The organism is Actinomadura rubteroloni (assembly GCF_002911665.1).
In the GTDB taxonomy this organism is placed as follows: domain Bacteria; phylum Actinomycetota; class Actinomycetes; order Streptosporangiales; family Streptosporangiaceae; genus Spirillospora; species Spirillospora rubteroloni.
Genome location: NZ_MTBP01000002.1, coordinates 1,911,223 through 1,929,723 on the forward strand (window position 1 = coordinate 1,911,223; position 18,501 = coordinate 1,929,723).

Sequence of the window (18,501 nt, forward strand, 5' to 3'; positions counted from 1 at the left end):
GCGGACGACCCGCACGCAGCGGGCACAGGGACAGAGACTACCTACCACTCCGCGAAAGGTCAAAGCGAACGCCGCACTACCGCAGCGGCACCCTTGCGCGCAACCCCATGGCCGCCCAGACGAGTCTGGATACCAGTGTAACCCGGACACGCCGACGCCCGCGCGATCTCTGCGGATCGCGCAGGCGTCGATGTGGTCGCGGTGGGGTCAGAGGAACGCGACGACCGCCACCAGGATGATCACGATGAGGGCCGCGATGCCGCCGACGACGAGGTAGAGCGTCTTGTTGCTCTTGGGCTCGTCACCGCCGGGGTAGCCCTGCTGCTGCCCGTACGCGGCGGGGGCGCCGGGGGCCTGCTGGCCGTACGGCGGCTGCTGGCCCTGCGGGAACTGGCCGGGGAACTGCTGCTGCTGGTCCCCGTACTGGCCGGGGTAGCCCTGCTGCTGCCCGCCGTACTGCTGGCCCGGCTGGCCCGGCTGGCCCGGCTGCTGCCCCTGCTGCTGTCCGTAGGGGCTCTGGCCGTACGGCTGCTGCTGCGCGTAGCCCTGCTGCTCCGGCTGGCCGTACGGGGCCTGCTGACCGAACTGGCCCTGCTGCTGCCCGTACGGGCTCTGCTGGTTCTGCGCGGGCGCGCCCCACTGCTGCTGCCCGACGTCCATGCGGGTCGCCTCGGCGGACGGCCCCGTGTCGCCGCCCGGGGCGGACGGGTCGAACGCCTGCGTGGGCTGCGCGTCGTCCGCCGGACGGGCCGGGGCGCCGAACGGCTGCTCGTCCTGCGCGGCGACGGGCGGCGCGCCGAACCCGGACTCGGGCGGCGGCACCATCATCGTGCGCTCGTGGTCTCCCCCGGACTCGCCGGGCGCGGGCTGCGGCGCCTGGGGGCGGCGCTCGTGCCCCTGCGCGACGGGAACGTCCGGACCCGGCGACCAGTGCAGCGTGGCCTGGTCGTCCACGGGGGGCCGCTGCGGCTCGGGCGCGGCGGCGCCCGGACCCGGGACGATCATCGTCCGCTCGGCGACGGGGTCGCCGGACGCGGGCGGCTCGGCGGCCGGGGGCTCCGGGGCCCCGTAGGGCTGCTGCTGCGGCCCGTCGAACGGCGACGGCGGCTGCCCGTACCCGGGCGCCTGCGGCGGGTAGCCGGGCTGCTGCGGCGGCCCGCCGAACGGGGGCTGCTGCGGGATGCTCTGCTCCTGCGTGGCGTCGTCCCCGTAGGAGGGCTCGGGCTGCCCGTAACCGGGCGCGGGCGGCTGCTGGCCGACGACCGGAATGGACTCGATCATCGTGGGCGGCGCCGCCGGCGGGGCCTGCGGCGGCTGGTAGGCGGGCCGCTGCGGCGGCTCGGGCGCACGCGGCGCGGCGCCGGGAGCCTGCGGCGCGGGAGGCGCCGGCGGGCCGCCCGCGGTGCCGCCGAGCTGCGGCGCGCCGAAGACGACCGTCCGGTCGCCCATCGGGCGCAGCGCGGGTTCGGGCGCCTGCCGCCCGCCGGGTTCGCCGCCCTCGGTCCGCGGCGTTTCCGGGTCCTCGGGCGACGGCGGACCCTGCGTGCCGTCCTGCTCGGTCATCGTCGGGCTCCTTCGCGCCGTTCCGGGGCTGTTTGCGCGTGCCTTAAGCCTGCCCCGCAGGTTCGGTATTGCGCAAATTCACCAACTCTATAGACGCAGCCCAACCCCAGACGGTTCAGCCCCAACCCGAAACCAGTTCACACAACGCCCTCATACGACCGCGTAGTCGTCCAGCAGTGCGGGCGGGCAGGAGCTTGGCGCGGCACCGCCGCGGTTCGTCCGCCGACCACCAGCGACGCTCGATCAGCCCGACCTCCTCCCCGAACGATGGTTCAGGTCACAGGGCGGCGCGGCGGGTGCGGCGGGTGCGGGCGAGACGGTGTGCTGTGCGCAGCAGGTCGCGTACCGCTGGGTCGGCGTTCGGGCCGGGGTTCGTGACTGCCAGCCAGTTGGCGGTGCCGTAGACGGGGTGGGGTGTCACGGTGTCGTCGGCCGGTGGGTGCGGGTCGTGGGCCGTCCACCGGGCGAACTCCTGTTCGCCCGCGGCGATGTTGACCCGGAAGGCGTCCGGGCGGTCCAGGCCCGACGTGTCGTCGCCCGGATAGTCCTTGGTGACGATCGTCGCGAATGGCTGGGCGCGCGGGACGACGCCGTCCGGGGCGTAGTAGAAGAACGTGTCGCCCCAACTGATCTCGGGGGAACCGTCGCCGGGGGCCGGGCGGACGGTCAGGACGCCGTCGAGGCCGGCGACGAACTCGATGATCTCGTCCATGGTCATGTGCTCTAGCGTTGCATTCAGGTGCTTGTGGAGACTTGGGCGCGCGCGACAAGGGGTTCCGGCGTGGAAAGCCTCAAATCGGGGGGTCTGCGGACGGCCGACGTCGCCCGGCACGCCGGGTGCTCCGTCCAGCAGGTGCGCAACCTCGAACGGGACGGCGTCCTGCCGCCCGCGGAGCGGACCGACGCGGGCCACCGCGTCTACCGCGAGGTCCACGCGCGGTCGGCGCTGGCCTACCGGGCGCTCGCGGCGGGGACGGGGCCGGTGGAGGCGAAGGAGATCGTCCGTGCCGTCCACCGGTCCCCCGCGCGGGCGCTCGCGCTCCTGGACGCGGCGCACGCCCGGCTCCACGCGGAGCGGAACCGGATCGCGCGGGCCCGGGAGGCGGCCGGGGCGATCTCCGGCGAGCCCCTCGCCGACGTCCGGGCAGCGGACGCCATGAGCGTCTCCGAACTCGCCGGCGCGCTCGGCGTGCGCGCCTCGACGCTGCGGCACTGGGACGCGGAGGGGCTCGTCGTCCCCGACCGCGATCCCGGGCGGGGCGCCCGGCGCTACACGCCCGCCCAGGTGCGGGACGCGCGGATCGTCCACCAGTTGCGCACGGCGGGGTACCGCGTGCCCGCCCTGCGCGCCCTCGTCCCCGCGCTGCGGCAGGGGCGGCGGCCCGAGGACCTCGCCCGGGCGCTCGACGCGCGGAGCGCCGACGTCGCGGGCCGCTCCCGCGCCCTCCTGGACGGCGCTGCCGCGCTCAGCTCCGTCCTCGCCGCCTGGGAACACGACGAGGCCCCTCCCGGCGGTGCGCCGGGAGGGGCCTCGTGCGACGGTGCGAAAGCCCGCACCCTCAGGGGCTAGCGGTTGTACTGACCGAAGTCGTACTCCTCCAGCGGGACGGCCTCGCCGGAGCCCTGCCCGAAGGCGTACTCGGCGCCGTCGTCGTAGGACCCGACGGAGTAGACCGCGGCCTTCGCCTCCTCGGTCGGCTCGACCCGGACGTTGCGGTACTGCGGCATGCCGGTACCGGCCGGGATGAGCTTGCCGATGATGACGTTCTCCTTGAGGCCCAGCAGCGGGTCGCTCTTGGCGTGCATCGCGGCCTCGGTGAGCACCCGCGTCGTCTCCTGGAAGGAGGCGGCCGACAGCCACGACTCCGTCGCCAGGGACGCCTTGGTGATGCCCATCAGGACCGGACGGCCCGCCGCCGGCACCCCGCCCTCGGCGACGACGCCGCGGTTGGTCTCCTCGAAGAGGGGACGCTCCACGAGGTCGCCGGGCAGCAGGTCGGTGTCGCCCGACTCCAGGATGTTCACGCGCTTGAGCATCTGCCGCACGATGATCTCGATGTGCTTGTCGTGGATCGACACGCCCTGCGAGCGGTAGACCTCCTGCACCTCCTGGACGAGGTGGAGCTGCACCGCGCGGGGGCCGAGGATCCGGAGCACCTCGTGCGGGTTCTGCGCGCCGCGGATGAGCTGCTGGCCGACGTCGACGTGGGCTCCCTCGCGGACGCCCTCCTCCAGCCGCGACCGCATCGGCACCGGGTAGGCGACCTCTTCGGAGCCGTCGTCCGGAACGATGACGATCTTGCGGGTCTTCTCGGTCTCGTCGATCTTGACGCGGCCGGCGACCTCGGAGATCGGTGCGACGCCCTTCGGGATCCGGGCCTCGAACAGCTCGGTCACACGGGGCAGACCGTGCGTGATGTCGCCACCGGCCACACCGCCGGTGTGGAAGGTGCGCATCGTGAGCTGCGTGCCCGGCTCGCCGATCGACTGGGCGGCGATGATGCCGACCGCCTCGCCGACGTCCACGCGCTTGCCGGTGGCCAGCGAACGGCCGTAGCAGGCGGCGCAGACACCGATCTTGGCCTCGCAGACCAGGGCGCTGCGGGTGCGGACCTTCTCCACGCCCGCCGCGACCAGGCGCTCCACGACCGTGTCGGACAGGTCGGTGTCGGCCGGGAACAGGACCGTCCCGTCGACCTCGACGTCCTCGGCGATCGTCCGGCCGACCAGGCTGGTCTCGCTCGTGGCGAGCTTGACCAGCGAGCCGTCCGGGGCGCGCTCGGCGACCTCGAAGGGGATCGTGCGGTCGGTGCCGCAGTCCTCCTCGCGGACGATGACGTCCTGCGCGACGTCCACCAGACGACGGGTCAGGTAACCCGAGTCGGCGGTGCGCAGCGCGGTGTCGGCCAGGCCCTTGCGGGCGCCGTGCGTCGAGATGAAGTACTCGACCACCGACAGGCCCTCGCGGAACGAGGACTTGATCGGCCGCGGGATCGTCTCGCCCTTGGGGTTGGACACCAGGCCGCGCATACCGGCGATCTGGCGGAGCTGGAGCGGGTTGCCGCGGGCGCCCGACTGGATCATCATCCAGATCGGGTTGGCCTTCGGGAACGCCTTCTCCATGTCCATCGCGACGTCGCGCGTGGCGTCGTTCCAGATCCCGATGAGCTCCTGCTTGCGCTCGTCGTCGGTGATCAGACCGCGGTTGAACTCGCGCTGCACCTTGTCCGCGCGCATCTCGTACGAGGTGAGGATCTCCTGCTTGTTCGGCGGGGTCACCACGTCCTCGATGGAGATCGTCACACCGGACCGCGTGGCCCAGTGGAACCCGACCGCCTTCAGGGCGTCCAGCGCGTTCGCGACCTCGACCTTGGGGTAGGTCTCGGCCAGCTCGTTGACGATCGCCGAGAGCTGCTTCTTGCCGACCTCGGCGTTCACGAACGGGAAGTCGGCGGGCAGCGTCTCGTTGAACAGCGCGCGGCCCAGCGTCGTCTCCAGCCGGTAGGGCTGTCCGGGCTCGTAGCCCTCGGGCGCCGTCCACTCGCGCGGCGGCGGGACGTCCTTGAGCCGGATCTGGATCGTGGCCTGCATCGTGAGCTCGTCACGGTCGTAGGCCATGATCGCCTCGGAGATCGAGCCGAACGCGCGGCCCTCGCCCGTGGCGCCGTCCTTCTGCGTCGTCAGCCAGTACAGGCCGATGACCATGTCCTGGGTGGGCATGGTGACGGGCTTGCCGTCCGACGGCTTCAGGATGTTGTTGGTGGACAGCATCAGGATCCGCGCCTCGGCCTGCGCCTCCGCCGACAGCGGCAGGTGGACGGCCATCTGGTCGCCGTCGAAGTCGGCGTTGAACGCCGTGCAGACGAGCGGGTGGATCTGGATGGCCTTGCCCTCGACGAGCTGCGGCTCGAACGCCTGGATGCCGAGACGGTGCAGGGTCGGCGCGCGGTTCAGCAGCACCGGGTGCTCGGTGATGACCTCTTCCAGCACGTCCCACACCACCGGACGGGCGCGTTCGACCATCCGCTTGGCGCTCTTGATGTTCTGCGCGTGGTTCAGGTCGACCAGGCGCTTCATCACGAACGGCTTGAACAGCTCCAGCGCCATCTGCTTGGGCAGGCCGCACTGGTGCAGCTTGAGCTGCGGGCCGACGACGATGACCGACCGGCCGGAGTAGTCGACGCGCTTGCCGAGCAGGTTCTGGCGGAACCGGCCCTGCTTGCCCTTCAGCATGTCCGACAACGACTTCAGCGGGCGGTTGCCCGGCCCGGTGACCGGACGTCCGCGACGGCCGTTGTCGAACAGCGCGTCCACGGCCTCCTGCAGCATCCGCTTCTCGTTGTTCACGATGATCTCGGGCGCGCCGAGGTCGAGCAGACGCTTGAGGCGGTTGTTGCGGTTGATGACCCGGCGGTACAGGTCGTTGAGGTCGGACGTCGCGAACCGGCCGCCGTCGAGCTGCACCATCGGGCGCAGGTCCGGCGGGATGACCGGGATGCAGTCCAGCACCATGCCGAGCGGGCTGTTGCGCGTGTTGAGGAACGCCGAGACGACCTTGAGCCGCTTCAGCGCGCGGGCCTTCTTCTGCCCCTTGCCGGTGCGGATGATCTCGCGGAGCTTCTCGGCCTCGGCGTCGAGGTCGAAGTTCTGGAGCCGCGCCTGGATGGCGGCGGCGCCCATCCCGCCCTCGAAGTACTTGCCGAACCGGTCCCGCATCTCGCGGTACAGCAGCTCGTCGCCCTCCAGGTCCTGGACCTTGAGGTTCTTGAAGCGGCTCCACACCTCGTCGAGGCGGTCCAGCTCGCGCTGGGCACGGTCGCGGAGCTGCTTCATCTCGCGCTCGGCGCCGTCGCGCACCTTGCGCTTCTGGTCGGCCTTGGCGCCGGCCTCCTCCAGCTCGGCGAGGTCGCCCTCCAGCTTCTGCTGGCGGGCCTCGACCTGCGCGTCGCGGGCCTGCTCGATCTGCTGGCGCTCCACCGAGATGTGCGCCTCCAGCGTGGGCAGGTCACGGTCGCGCCGCTCCGCGTCCACGCTGGTGATCATGTACGCCGCGAAGTAGATGATCTTCTCGAGATCCTTCGGGGCGAGGTCCAGCAGGTACCCCAGGCGCGACGGGACGCCCTTGAAGTACCAGATGTGCGTGACCGGCGCGGCCAGCTCGATGTGGCCCATCCGCTCACGGCGCACCTTGGCCCGGGTCACCTCGACGCCGCAGCGCTCACAGATGATGCCCTTGAACCGGACGCGCTTGTACTTGCCGCAGTAGCACTCCCAGTCGCGGGTCGGGCCGAAGATCTTCTCGCAGAAGAGCCCGTCCTTCTCCGGCTTGAGGGTCCGGTAGTTGATCGTCTCCGGCTTCTTCACCTCGCCGTGCGACCACTGGCGGATGTCGTCGGCGGTCGCGAGGCCGATGCGAAGCTCGTCGAAGAAGTTGACGTCAAGCAACGTGATTCCCCTTGATGTTGATCAGACCTCGTCGACGCTCAACGCACCCTCGTTCGGGCGCCGAGACAGGTCGATGCCGAGCTCCTCCGCCGCGCGGAAGACGTCCTCGTCGGTGTCGCGCATCTCGATCGACATGCCGTCGCTGGAGAGCACCTCGACGTTGAGGCACAGCGACTGCATCTCCTTGATGAGCACCTTGAAGGACTCGGGAATCCCGGGCTCGGGGATGTTCTCGCCCTTGACGATCGCCTCGTACACCTTGACGCGACCGAGGACGTCGTCGGACTTGATGGTGAGCAGCTCCTGGAGGGCGTAGGCCGCGCCGTACGCCTCCAGCGCCCACACCTCCATCTCACCGAAGCGCTGGCCGCCGAACTGGGCCTTACCGCCGAGCGGCTGCTGGGTGATCATGGAGTACGGGCCGGTGGACCGGGCGTGGATCTTGTCGTCCACCAGGTGGAGCAGCTTCAGGATGTAGATGTAGCCGACCGAGATCGGGTCCTTGTACGGCTCGCCGGTACGGCCGTCGAACAGCCGCGCCTTGCCGCCGGGGCCGACCATGCGGTTGCCGTCGCGGTTGGGCAGGGTGCTGGAGATCAGGCCGGTGACGTCGTTCTCGCGGGCACCGTCGAACACCGGCGTCGCGGTGTTCGTCCACGGCGGGGCCTCGTCCACGCCGAGCTCCTTGAGCTGGCGCTTCCAGTCGGCGTCGTCGCCCTCGACCTTCCAGCCGCGCGAGGCGACCCAGCCGAGGTGCGTCTCCAGGACCTGGCCGACGTTCATGCGGCCGGGCACGCCGAGCGGGTTCAAGACGATGTCGACCGGGGTGCCGTCCTCCAGGAACGGCATGTCCTCGACCGGCAGCACCTTGGAGATGACGCCCTTGTTGCCGTGCCGTCCGGCGAGCTTGTCGCCGTCGGTGATCTTGCGCTTCTGCGCCACGTAGACGCGGACCAGCTCGTTGACGCCGGGGGGCAGTTCGTCGCCCTCCTCGCGGGAGAACACCCGGACGCCGATGACCTTGCCCTGCTCGCCGTGCGGCACCTTCAGCGACGTGTCGCGAACCTCGCGCGCCTTCTCACCGAAGATCGCGCGCAGCAGCCGCTCCTCGGGGGTCAGCTCGGTCTCGCCCTTCGGGGTGACCTTGCCGACCAGGATGTCGCCCGGACGGACGTCCGCGCCGATCCGGATGATCCCGCGCTCGTCCAGGTCCGCCAGGACCTCCTCGGAGACGTTCGGGATGTCCCGGGTGATCTCCTCGGGGCCGAGCTTGGTGTCGCGGGCGTCGACCTCGTGCTCCTCGATGTGGATCGAGGAGAGGACGTCGTCCTGCACCAGGCGCTGGCTGAGGATGATGGCGTCCTCGTAGTTGTGGCCCTCCCACGGCATGAACGCCACGAGCAGGTTCTTGCCGAGCGCCATCTCGCCGTGGTCGGTGCACGGGCCGTCGGCGACGACCTGGCCGGTCTCGACGCGCTGGCCCTCGTCCACGATCGGCTTCTGGTTGAAGCACGTGCCCTGGTTGGACCGCTTGAACTTCGCGACCCGGTACGTCGTCCGGGTGCCGTCGTCGTTCATGACGGTCACGTAGTCGGCCGAGACCTCCTCGACCACGCCCGCCTTCTCGGCGACGATGACGTCGCCGGCGTCCACGGCGGCGCGGTACTCCATGCCGGTGCCGACCAGCGGCGCCTCGCTGCGCAGCAGCGGGACGGACTGGCGCTGCATGTTGGAGCCCATCAGCGCGCGGTTGGCGTCGTCGTGCTCCAGGAACGGGATCATCGCGGTGGCGACCGAGGTCATCTGCCGCGCCGACACGTCCATGTACTGGATCTCCGCCGGGGGGACCAGCTCGACCTCGCCGCCCTTCTTGCGGGCGAGGACCTTGGACTCGGCGAACGTGCCGTCCTCGTTCATGAGCGAGTTGGCCTGCGCGATGGTGTAGCGGTCCTCCTCGTCGGCGGTCAGGTAGTCCACCTGCTCGGTGACCCGGCCCTCGACGACCTTGCGGTACGGCGTCTCCACGAACCCGAACGGGTTGACGCGGCCGAACGCGGCGAGCGAGCCGATCAGGCCGATGTTCGGGCCTTCGGGCGTCTCGATCGGGCACATGCGGCCGTAGTGCGACGGGTGGACGTCCCGGACCTCCATGCCCGCGCGCTCACGCGACAGACCGCCCGGCCCGAGCGCCGACAGGCGGCGCTTGTGGGTCAGGCCCGCCAGCGGGTTGGTCTGGTCCATGAACTGGGAGAGCTGGCTGGTGCCGAAGAACTCCTTGATGGACGCCACGACCGGCCGGATGTTGATCAGGGTCTGCGGCGTGATCGCCTCGACGTCCTGGGTGGTCATCCGCTCGCGGACGACGCGCTCCATCCGGGCCAGGCCGAGGCGGACCTGGTTCTGGATCAGCTCGCCGACCGTGCGCAGCCGCCGGTTGCCGAAGTGGTCGATGTCGTCGACCTCGATCGGCACGGGGTTGGCGCCGACCGTGCCCTCCTCCTCGCCGGCGTGCAGCCGGACGAGGTACTCGATCGTGGCGACGATGTCGTCCTCGGTGAGCGTGCCCTGGTTCATGTCCAGGTCGAGCCCGAGCTTCTTGTTCACCTTGTAGCGGCCGACCTTGGCGAGGTCGTAGCGCTTCGGGTTGAAGTACAGGTTCTCCAGGAGCGTCTGGGCCGACTCGCGCGTCGGCGGCTCGCCCGGCCGCAGCTTGCGGTAGATGTCGAGCAGCGCGTCGTCCTGGCCGGAGGTGTGGTCCTTCTCCAGCGTGACGTTGATCGACTCGTAGTTGCCGAAGCGCTCGCGGATCCGCGCCTCGTCCCAGCCGAGCGCCTTCAGCAGCACCGTGACGGGCTGCTTGCGCTTGCGGTCGATGCGCACGCCGACGTTGTCGCGCTTGTCGATCTCGAACTCGAGCCAGGCGCCACGGCTGGGGATGACCTTGCAGCCGTAGATGTCCTTGTCGCTGGCCTTGTCGAGCGCGCGGTCGAAGTAGACGCCCGGCGACCGGACGAGCTGGGAGACGACCACCCGCTCGGTGCCGTTGATGATGAAAGTGCCCTTGTTGGTCATGAGCGGGAAGTCGCCCATGAACACCGTCTGGCTCTTGATCTCACCGGTGGTGTTGTTGATGAACTCCGCCGTGACGAACATCGGGGCGGAGTAGGTCATGTCCTTGTCCTTGCACTCCTCGACGGAGTACTTGGGCGGCTCGAAGCGGTGGTCCCGGAACGACAGGGACATGGTCCCGGAGAAGTCCTCGATGGGACTGATCTCCTCGAAGATCTCTTCGAGGCCGGACTGGGTCGGGACGCTTCTGCTTCCTGCCGCCTGGGCCGCCTCGACCCGGGCCTTCCACTTCTCGTTGCCCAGCAGCCAGTCGAATGAGTTGGTCTGTAGAGCAAGGAGGTCCGGGACTTCGAGCGGCTCCTTGATGCGCGCGAAGGAGACGCGGTTCGGACCGGTTGCGGTATTCGAGGCGTTGCGCGAGGCTGCCAAGAGTGGTCCTTCCGAGGGCTCGCGGGTGACGACACGCACGCCAGACGTCCCCGGCCGCGAGACTGCCGACGAAAGCTCCAAAGCGGGCGCAGGCAGGGTTGCTCTCACACGGGGAAAGTCAGAGGGCAGCGCAAAGGAGCAGTGTAGCCGACCGCTACACCGCTTGCAAGTACAGCACCGCAGTATGCATCACGTTGCCTGCGAGCATCGCTTCTCCCGCGCCGCTAGTCAAGAGCGGACTTGGACTTTTCAGGCCCTGACCTGCAGTGAGGAAGGCCATAGTTTACGGGCCCTTCCGCCACTGCCCGGTATCGCCCGGGAACGTGTGAAGCGACCGCCCCCGACGGGGACGGCCGCTTCGGACGCGCGGACCGCTCAGCGGGTCCGTCTCACAGGACGACGAGCTTGGACGCCAGCCAGTGGCCGCCCTTCTTCTCCATCGTGATCCGGATCCGCAGCGGCTCCGGGAGCCGCCGCTGCTTGTCGTTCTTGGTCGTCGTGTTGCGGTTGGCGTAGACGAGGACCTCCACCTTGTCCGCCCCCGTCGTCAGCGCGCCGGACTTCAGCACCGTCGTGGTGGAGACGGCCTGCTGCTCCGTCGCCATCGTCGTGAGCTGCTGGGCGAACTTGTCGAACTGGGTGCGCAGCGTGCCGGTGGTGAGCTGGGACGCGGCCTTGAAGTCGTCCTTGAGCGTCCGGTAGTCGTACGACGAGACGGCCTGCGCGACCCGCGACGCCGCGACCGTCGCGTCCCGGGTGCCCTGCTCGGTCGCCTTCTGGTCCCGGTCCTTCATGGTCAGCACGACGCTCGCGACGGCCAGCGCCACGATGACGACGGTCAGCGCGGCGATGATCTGCGGGCTCCACGACGACACGCGCGCGAGGAAGCCCGGCGCGGCGTCCGTCTTCTTGACGGAAGACTTGCCGTGCTCGAACTTGACCTTGGCCGGGGCGCTCGCCGTCTCGTCCTCGGCGGACGCGTCTTTGCCCTCGGCGTCGCCGGTCTCGACCGCCGGATCGGCGTCGGCCTTCGCGCCCACGCCGGTCGCGGCTGACTTCTCGTCGGACTTCGCGTCGTCGGCCTCGGCGGCGGGCTGCACGCCCACTTCGGCCTTCTCGTCGGCGTCGGTCTCCACGACCGTCGCGGCGGCGGCCTGCCCGTCCGGCGTCCCGGTCTCGGCGGCGTCCGCCGCGGCGGGCTCGTCATCGGACGCGACGGCCGGGGCGGTCTCAGCGGCCTTCGGGTCGGCCGTCGCAGCGTCGGCGGCGTCCGGGGCGTCGTCGTCCAGCGGGTCGTCCTCGTCGACCCGGCCGGCGGCCTCGGCGGCGACCTGCGCCAGGCGCGCGGCCTCGCGCGCCCGCTCGGCGGCCTCCTCCGCGAGTTCCGCCACGCGCGCGGCCTCGCGGGCGCGCTCGGCGGCCCGCCGCGCGCGGGCGCTCTCGGGCGTCTCGTCCGCCACGGTCTCCTCCGGCGTCTCCTCGACGGCCGTGCCCTCGTCGTCCTTCCCGGAGCGCTTGCCCCGCCGAAGCGTCGTCATGGAACCAACTCCAGGTTCGACACGAGCCAGCGGTCACCGTGCCGGTCGAGGTCCATCAGCACCCGCCAGTACTGGGGGGCGGCGTTCTTGACCTTCTCGTTGGTGACGGTGGTGTTCATCGACACCATGATCTCGGCGGAGTCGTCGTCGATCGAGACGACCGCGGCCTGCGGGTCGCTGACCGTCGTCCGGGCCTTGGTCTGGGTGAGCCGGTCCAAGAGCGCCTTGGCCTGGCCGCCGAGCTGGTCCTTCAGCTTGCCGGTCGTCCCGGCGACGATGCGGTCGACGTCCCGCTGGCCGTTCTGGTAGTCCAGCGTGTTGAGGTTGACCCCGAGCTGCCGGGCCGCCTGGACGGCGCGGTCTCGCTGCGTCCCGGCGTCGCTGCCGTCTTTCACGCGCAGCCCGACGACCGCGGCGTACACCCCGAGCGCGGCGGCCACGAGGATCAGGACCCCGATGGTCGCGAGGCGCGCGGTCAGGACTGGCTGAGCGGCCCTACCAGCAGCCACTTCCATGAGGCCTCCTCCCCCAGCTCGCGGACCCCGGCGGTGCGGGGCATCGTGTAGCGCGTGCCGTCCGGCCCGTAGGCCGTTCCGGTGGTCGGATCGTACCCGGCGAACGCGACCGTTCCGTCCGTGTTCGCCGAGGTCGCGGCCTTGTTGCCGGTCGCCTTCTTCGTCCCGCCGGTGGCGCCGCCCGCCGGGAATCCGGCGCCGTCGGTGGCCCCGGCGGGGACGTTCGGGTAGGGCAGCAGGGCGTCCTGCGGGATGTTGCGGGGGCCGCGCACGTCGGTCTGCGAACTCTTCGGGGCCTTGCAGCCGGCCTTGAGGTCGGGCTCGCGCACCGAGGTGTCCTGCGGCCAGCGCCGCTTGGCCGTGTAGCCCTTCTCGCAGACGGGCGGCGAGTTGAAGTTCAGCTCCAGGCCCATGTGCTGGGTGCCGTCGCCCGGCATGACGGTCGACGCGCCCGCCAGCGTCACCGGGTAGAGGATCAGCAGCGACCGCAGGCCGTTGGCGCGGGACGCGATGATCTGGCCCGTCGTCGTCAGGTTGGCGAGCAGGACCGGCAGCGTCGGGTCCAGGCCGCTGATCAGCTTGTCGGTCTGGGACACCGCGCCCGGGACGGCGTCGATCGTGCTCCGCAGGGACGGGTCGTCCTTGCGCAGCGCGGCCGTGAGCGTGTTGAGGTTCTTGGCGAAGCCCTCGATGTTGGCGCCCTCGCTGCGCTGGGTGTCGAGGACGGTCCGGCCGTTCTCCAGCAGCTTCTTGGTGTCCGGGTACGCCTGGTTCGCCGTGTCGATGAGGCGGTCGGTGTCGTCCAGGATCTTCTGGAGGTCGGTGGCGGAGCCGGCGAACGCCTTGTCCAGCTCGTCCACGATCGTCCCGAGGTTCTTGGGGTCGACGGAGCTGACGAGCTGGTTCACGTTCCGCAGCAGGTCGGCGGTCGAGACGGGCAGCGCCGTGTTCTCCTTCGGGATCGTGTACGGCCTGCCCCGGTCCAGCGTCGGGACGCCCTTGCGGAGCGCGACCGACGGCTGGAGGTCGATGTACTGCTCGCCGATCGCGGACCGGTTCGCGACGATCGCGCGCAGCCCCTCGCGGGGGATCTCCCGGCCCTTCTGCCGCTGCAGGACGAGCTTGACGCGGATGCCGTCCCGGGTCAGCTCGATCGGCCCGACCCGTCCGACCGGGACGCCCCGGTAGGTGACCTCGGCGTTGGTGAACACGCCGCCGGAGTCGGTGAGGTCGACGTAGGCGGTGTACTGCTTGCCGAGCAGGTCGCGTCCGAAGCCGATGTACTTCACGGCCACGATCGAGACGCCCACGATCGTGATGACGGCGAAGACGAGCAACTGGAACTTGACGCCGCGCTTGAGGATCACGACAGGCCCCCCATCATCAGGCTGCCGACGTCGCCGCGTCCGGCGGCGCGGGGCTTGCCCGTCTTACCGGTCGGGGACGGGCTGGTCGTCGGGGTGGCCGACGGTGTCGGCGCGGCCCCCGGGCCGGTGGCGGGCGCGTCCGGCAGCGCGCCGACCGGCGACTGCGGCAGCGACACGTTCGGGACCTTGAGCTGGGAGGCCATCTGCTTGCCGCCGAGCGCGGGGTCCAGGTCGGTGCCGCCGAGGAGGTTCCGGGAGATCGAGTCGAAGTCCAGGTCGATCGTGAGCTTGACGTTGCCGTAGTCGCCCTTGACGACGTTCCCGAACGTCGTCGGGAACGGGAAGTTGATCAGTGCTTCGAGGTTCTTGGGCAGCTTGTCGCCCGCCTTGTTGAGGTTCCGGACGGTGACGTCCAGGTCCTTGAGGTTGGCGAGCAGGTCGTCCCGCGACCGGTTGATCACGTTCGTGGTCGTCCGGCTGAGCTTGTCCAGTGCGGTGAGCATCTTGGTGAGGTCCGCGCGGTTCTGGTTGAGGACGGTCAGCGCCGGCCCGGTCTTGTCGATCGTGTCGCGGATCGTGGCGCGCTCGTCCGACAGCTTGCCCGAGAGCCGGTCGATGCTGTCGAGCGCGCGGGTGATCGCGGCGCGGTTGCGGTCGAGCGTCCCGACGAACGTGTCGACCCGGCCGAGGACGGATTTGATCGTGGACTCGCGCCCGTTCATCGCGGCGGTCAGCTCGTGGGTGATCGTGGAGACCTGCTCGATGCCGCCGCCGTTGAGCAGCAGCGACATCGCCGACAGGACCTCTTCGACCTCGGTGCCGCGCGACGTGCGCGCGAGCGGGATGAGGTCGCCGGTCGACAGCCGGTTCGTGCTCGGCTGCTCGTTGGGTGGCGGCGACAGCGACACGAACTTCTCGCCGAGGAGGCTGGTCTGGTCGACGGACGCGACGGCGTTGTCGGGCAGGTCGGCGTCCTTGCGGATCCGGACGGTGACCAGCGCGTGCCAGCCGCCCTCCCCGCCCGCGAGCTGCACCTTGGACACCTTGCCGACCGACACGTCGTTGACCTTGACCACCGACTGCGGGACGAGGTCCAGCACGTTCGCGAACTCGATCTTGACGGTGATCGGGTGGTCGCCGAGTCCCGGCCCGCCGGGCAGCGGCAGTGAGGACACGCCGTTGAACCCGCAGCCGGACAGGGCCGCCGCCGTCCCCGCGGCGAGGACGCCGAGCCTGGTCGCGCGCCGGATCACTGGCCACCTCCGGGGAGAAGGGCGTTGATGTCGCGGGGCTTGCGGACCTGGCTCGTCGCCTTCTTGCCGTTCGGGCCGTAGGCGTCGGGCGGGATCGGCACCGGGTCGTAGTGCGTGGTGAGGGCCGTGATCCAGGACAGGTCGAGGCTGAAGCCCGCGAGGGCCTTGCCGATGCCGTTGTAGGGGGTCACGAAGTCCAGGCACTGCTTGGGCGGGGTGCCGACCGAGTAGGCGAGGGAGCAGATCCAGTCCGCGAGGTTGTCGAACTGCTTGAAGTTGTCGCGGGTGTGGATGGTGCCGCTGATCGGGTCGTAGGCGCGGGCGAGGTTGTTGATGGCGAGGGGCGCGGCGGTGAGGGCCTCGGTGAGCGCGCCCTTCTCCTTCACCAGCACGCCGGTGATCTGGGCGAGCTGCCGGACGCTCGTGGACAGGTCGTTCCGGTTGTCCTTGACGAACCTCTGGACGTTCCGGAGCGTCGGGCCGAGCGTGTTCAGCGCCGCGCTCAGCTCCTCCTTCTCCCCCGCGAGCTGCGCGGACACGCCGTTCAGCCGGGTGTTGAACTCCTTGATCTGCCCGTCGCTGGCCTTCATCGCGTCGGTGATGATCCGCAGGTTCTGGATCGTCTTTGCGATGTCGCCGCGGTCGGCGCTGAAGGTGTCGAGCATCTTGGCGGTGTCGGAGATCGTCTGCCGGATGTCGGTGCCCTGGCCGCTGAGGTTGTTCGCGCCGACCTGGAGCAGCCGCGACAGCGACCCGTCCTGGTTGGCGCCCTCGGGGCCGAGCGCCTTGCTGAGGTCGCTGAGGCTGCCGGTGACCTCGTCCACCTCGACCGGGACGACGGTGCGGCTGACCGGCAGCGTCGTGTTGTCGGCGAGGACCGCGCCGCCCTTGTAGACGGGCGTGATCTGGACGTACCGGTCCGACACCAGGGTCTGGTTGACGATGACCGCCTGGGCGTTCGCCGGGACCTTGTACTTGGCGTCGTACTCGAGGTCGACGCGGACGGCGTCGCCGGTCGGCTTGACGCCGGTGACGCGGCCGACCGAGATGCCGAGGATCCGGACGTCGGCGCCCTTGTAGAGGCCGACGGTGCTGGTGAAGTACGCCGTCAGGTGCCGCTGCTTCGGCTCGCGCAGCAGTACCACCAGGACGGCCGCCAGCACCGCGAGGACGAGGACGCCGGCCCCGACGCGGAGAATGGTCGCTGAGTTGCGCACTGGAATGACCTGCCTGCTACGGGAGGAACGGCAACGGGTTGTCCTTGTTGCCGGACTGCTGGTTGCCGGACGGGACGGGTCCCCGGGTGCCGCCGCCGTTCTGCTGGGGCGCGGGGTCCTTGATCGACGCGGGGATGGGCAGCAGGTTCTGGATGTAGCTGTCGAACCAGCGGCCGGTGCCCGTGACGTCGGTGAACTGCCGGACGTACGGCGCGAAGTACTGCAGCGTCTTGTCCAGGTTGTCCTGGTTCTTCAGCAGGACCGCGCTGACCTTCTGCAGGTTGTCGAGCATCGGCCGGAGCTGGGCGTTGTTGTCGTTGATCAGCCCGTTGACCTGCTGGGAGAACAGGACGGTGTTCACCAGGAGCTGGTGGATCACGTCCCGGCGGGCCTGGACGGCCTGCATCACCCTGTTGCTGTCGGCGATGAGCTTGCTGAGGTCCTGGTTGCGGTCGGCGAGGAGCCCGGAGACGTCCTTGGCGCGTCCGGCCAGCTCGTGGAGCTGGTCGTCGCGGGACGCGACCGTGTTCGACAGCCGCCGCAGCCCCTGCAGGGACGCCTTGATCTCCTCCGGGGAGTTCTGGAACGTCTCCGACAGCGTGTTGAACGACTTCGCCACCTGCTGCGTGTCGATCTTGCCGACGCGCTGGCCCAGCTCGCTGATCGCCGGGACGACCTCGAACGGCGTCGCCGTCCGGTCCCGCGGGATGTTGCGGCCGAGGGTGCCGCCGCCGCGCGGGTCCAGGGACAGGTAGTGCTGGCCGAGCATCGTCTTGATCTTGATCTCGGCGCGGGTCAGCGAGCCGAGCTTCACGCCGTCGTCCACCCGGAAGGTGACCTTGACGTGGTCGCCCGCGAGGTCGAGCGCGGTGACCTGGCCGACCTTCACGCCCGCGATCCGCACCTCCTCGCCGGACTTCAGCCCGGCCGCCTCGGCGAACGACGCCGTGTGGGTCTTGCCGCCGGTGACGAACGGGATGTTCTTCAGGTTCATCGCCAGCAGCAGCGCCGCGACGATGACCGCGAACCCGGCGGCGGCGATGGGGACGGGATTGCGCGCCCGGAACGGAACCCTCATCACTTGCACCTCGCGTTCTCGTTCATGATCGCGGGCGTCTGGTACACCGGTCCGCCGGGCAGCCGCACGCGGGCGTCGAGACCGCAGATGTACATGTTGAACCAGGAGCCGTAGGACGAGATGTTGATCAGGCCGCGCAGCCGGGACGGCGTCCGCTGCAGGCCCTTGTCGAGGACGCCGCGGTTGTCGGCCAGCGTCGCGGCGAGCTGGTTCAGGCCCGAGATGTCGTTCTTGATGTCCGGCCGGCCGTCCTTCAGCAGGTCGGACGTCGTCCCGGCGAGGTCGTTCATCGCCGACACCGAGTCGAAGATCGCCTGCCGGTCGTTGGACAGCCCGGCGATGAGCCCGCCGAGGTCGGTGACCATCTGGTTCACCTGCTCGTGCCGGTCGTCGATCGTGCCGAGCACGTCGTTGAGGTTGTCGATGACGCTGCCGATGACGCGGTCCCGGTCGGCGAGGGTGTTCGTCAGCGACGCGACGTGGGTGAGCAGGCTGTTGACCGTCCCGCCCTCGCCCTGGAGCGTCTGGACGATCTGCGTCGCGAGCGTGTTGACGTCCTTCGGCTCCAGCGCCTGGAACAGCGGGCGGAACCCGTTGAACAGGACCGTCAGGTCCAGCGCGGGCTGCGTCTGCGACACCGGGATCGTTCCGCCGGGGCTCAGGTAGCGGTTCGCGGCGCCCGGCCCCTGCGACAGCGACAGGTACCGCTGGCCCATGAGGTTGCGGTAGCGGATCTGCGCCTGCGTCGAGGTCGGCAGGCCCGCCGCGAGCGCGCCGGACTTGTCGACGTCGAACGTCACCTCGGCCTGGTTGCCGCGGAACAGCCGGATCTTCTTGACCTGGCCGACGCGGACGCCGGAGACCCGCACGTCGTCGTTCTTCAGCAGCCCCGCGACGTCGGTGAAGATCGCCTTGTAGCTGCGGGTGCCGGAGAACCGCTGGTTGGTGATCGTCATCGCCAGCACGCCGGTCGCGACGGACGTCAGCGCGACGAACACGAGCAGCTTGATCCCCGAGCTCATGGTCT

Annotated in this window: 12 protein-coding genes; 1 reads left to right on the forward strand and 11 read right to left on the reverse strand. The window is 70.2% G+C overall.

What is annotated here, in order from left to right; translation table 11 throughout:
• Nucleotides 1-207: 207 nt before the first annotated feature.
• Both BTM25_RS20270 and BTM25_RS20275 read right to left on the reverse strand, forming a co-directional pair.
• Complete coding sequence (locus tag BTM25_RS20270) at nt 208-1,563, reverse strand: hypothetical protein (RefSeq protein WP_103564397.1); 1,356 nt, start codon at nt 1,561-1,563, stop codon at nt 208-210.
• Nucleotides 1,564-1,840: 277 nt separating this feature from the next.
• On the reverse strand, nt 1,841-2,281 hold the full coding sequence (locus BTM25_RS20275) for a DUF6194 family protein (protein ID WP_103564398.1): 441 nt from the start codon (nt 2,279-2,281) through the stop codon (nt 1,841-1,843).
• A gap of 63 nt (nt 2,282-2,344) precedes the next feature.
• Here BTM25_RS20275 and BTM25_RS20280 point away from each other — a divergent pair, with 63 nt between their 5' ends.
• Entirely contained in the window at nt 2,345-3,133 is a 789-nt protein-coding gene (locus tag BTM25_RS20280; RefSeq protein WP_103564399.1) for a MerR family transcriptional regulator, read from the forward strand.
• Here the strand turns inward: BTM25_RS20280 and BTM25_RS20285 are convergent.
• From BTM25_RS20285 to BTM25_RS20325, 9 genes are all read right to left on the reverse strand, one after another.
• Nucleotides 3,130-7,008, reverse strand: coding sequence for a DNA-directed RNA polymerase subunit beta' (locus tag BTM25_RS20285; RefSeq protein ID WP_103564400.1), 3,879 nt, complete (start codon nt 7,006-7,008; stop codon nt 3,130-3,132). The genes BTM25_RS20280 and BTM25_RS20285 overlap by 4 nt on opposite strands.
• 21 nt (nt 7,009-7,029) lie before the next feature.
• The gene (rpoB, locus tag BTM25_RS20290) at nt 7,030-10,506 is read right to left on the reverse strand and encodes a DNA-directed RNA polymerase subunit beta (protein ID WP_103564401.1); all 3,477 of its coding nucleotides are present in this window, start codon (nt 10,504-10,506) and stop codon (nt 7,030-7,032) included.
• A 389-nt stretch (nt 10,507-10,895) separates the two neighbouring features.
• A complete protein-coding gene (locus tag BTM25_RS20295; protein WP_103564402.1) occupies nt 10,896-12,044 on the reverse strand; it encodes a hypothetical protein in 1,149 nt (382 codons plus the stop codon).
• Nucleotides 12,041-12,559, reverse strand: coding sequence for a hypothetical protein (locus BTM25_RS20300; protein WP_235828500.1), 519 nt, complete (start codon nt 12,557-12,559; stop codon nt 12,041-12,043). The genes BTM25_RS20295 and BTM25_RS20300 overlap by 4 nt, the downstream gene beginning before the upstream one ends.
• Entirely contained in the window at nt 12,520-13,926 is a 1,407-nt protein-coding gene (locus BTM25_RS20305) for an MCE family protein (protein WP_103564403.1), read from the reverse strand. Before BTM25_RS20305 ends, BTM25_RS20300 begins: the two co-directional genes overlap by 40 nt.
• Nucleotides 13,923-15,179, reverse strand: a complete 1,257-nt coding sequence (locus BTM25_RS20310) for an MCE family protein (RefSeq protein ID WP_103564404.1) — start codon at nt 15,177-15,179, stop codon at nt 13,923-13,925. The genes BTM25_RS20305 and BTM25_RS20310 overlap by 4 nt, the downstream gene beginning before the upstream one ends.
• The gene (locus BTM25_RS20315) at nt 15,176-16,396 is read right to left on the reverse strand and encodes an MCE family protein (RefSeq protein WP_168212170.1); all 1,221 of its coding nucleotides are present in this window, start codon (nt 16,394-16,396) and stop codon (nt 15,176-15,178) included. The genes BTM25_RS20310 and BTM25_RS20315 overlap by 4 nt, the downstream gene beginning before the upstream one ends.
• A 16-nt stretch (nt 16,397-16,412) precedes the next feature.
• Complete coding sequence (locus tag BTM25_RS20320) at nt 16,413-17,474, reverse strand: MCE family protein (protein WP_103564405.1); 1,062 nt, start codon at nt 17,472-17,474, stop codon at nt 16,413-16,415.
• Complete coding sequence (locus tag BTM25_RS20325) at nt 17,474-18,496, reverse strand: MCE family protein (protein ID WP_103564764.1); 1,023 nt, start codon at nt 18,494-18,496, stop codon at nt 17,474-17,476. The genes BTM25_RS20320 and BTM25_RS20325 overlap by 1 nt, the downstream gene beginning before the upstream one ends.
• Nucleotides 18,497-18,501: the final 5 nt, after the last annotated feature.

Coding starts and splice junctions, on each gene's coding strand:
- BTM25_RS20270 (WP_103564397.1), bottom strand. CDS start 1,563: ATGACCGAGCAGGACGGCACGCAGGGTCCGCCGTCGCCCGAGGACCCG.
- BTM25_RS20275 (WP_103564398.1), bottom strand. CDS start 2,281: ATGACCATGGACGAGATCATCGAGTTCGTCGCCGGCCTCGACGGCGTC.
- BTM25_RS20295 (WP_103564402.1), bottom strand. CDS start 12,044: ATGACGACGCTTCGGCGGGGCAAGCGCTCCGGGAAGGACGACGAGGGC.
- BTM25_RS20300 (WP_235828500.1), bottom strand. CDS start 12,559: ATGGAAGTGGCTGCTGGTAGGGCCGCTCAGCCAGTCCTGACCGCGCGC.
- BTM25_RS20320 (WP_103564405.1), bottom strand. CDS start 17,474: ATGAGGGTTCCGTTCCGGGCGCGCAATCCCGTCCCCATCGCCGCCGCC.
- BTM25_RS20325 (WP_103564764.1), bottom strand. CDS start 18,496: ATGAGCTCGGGGATCAAGCTGCTCGTGTTCGTCGCGCTGACGTCCGTC.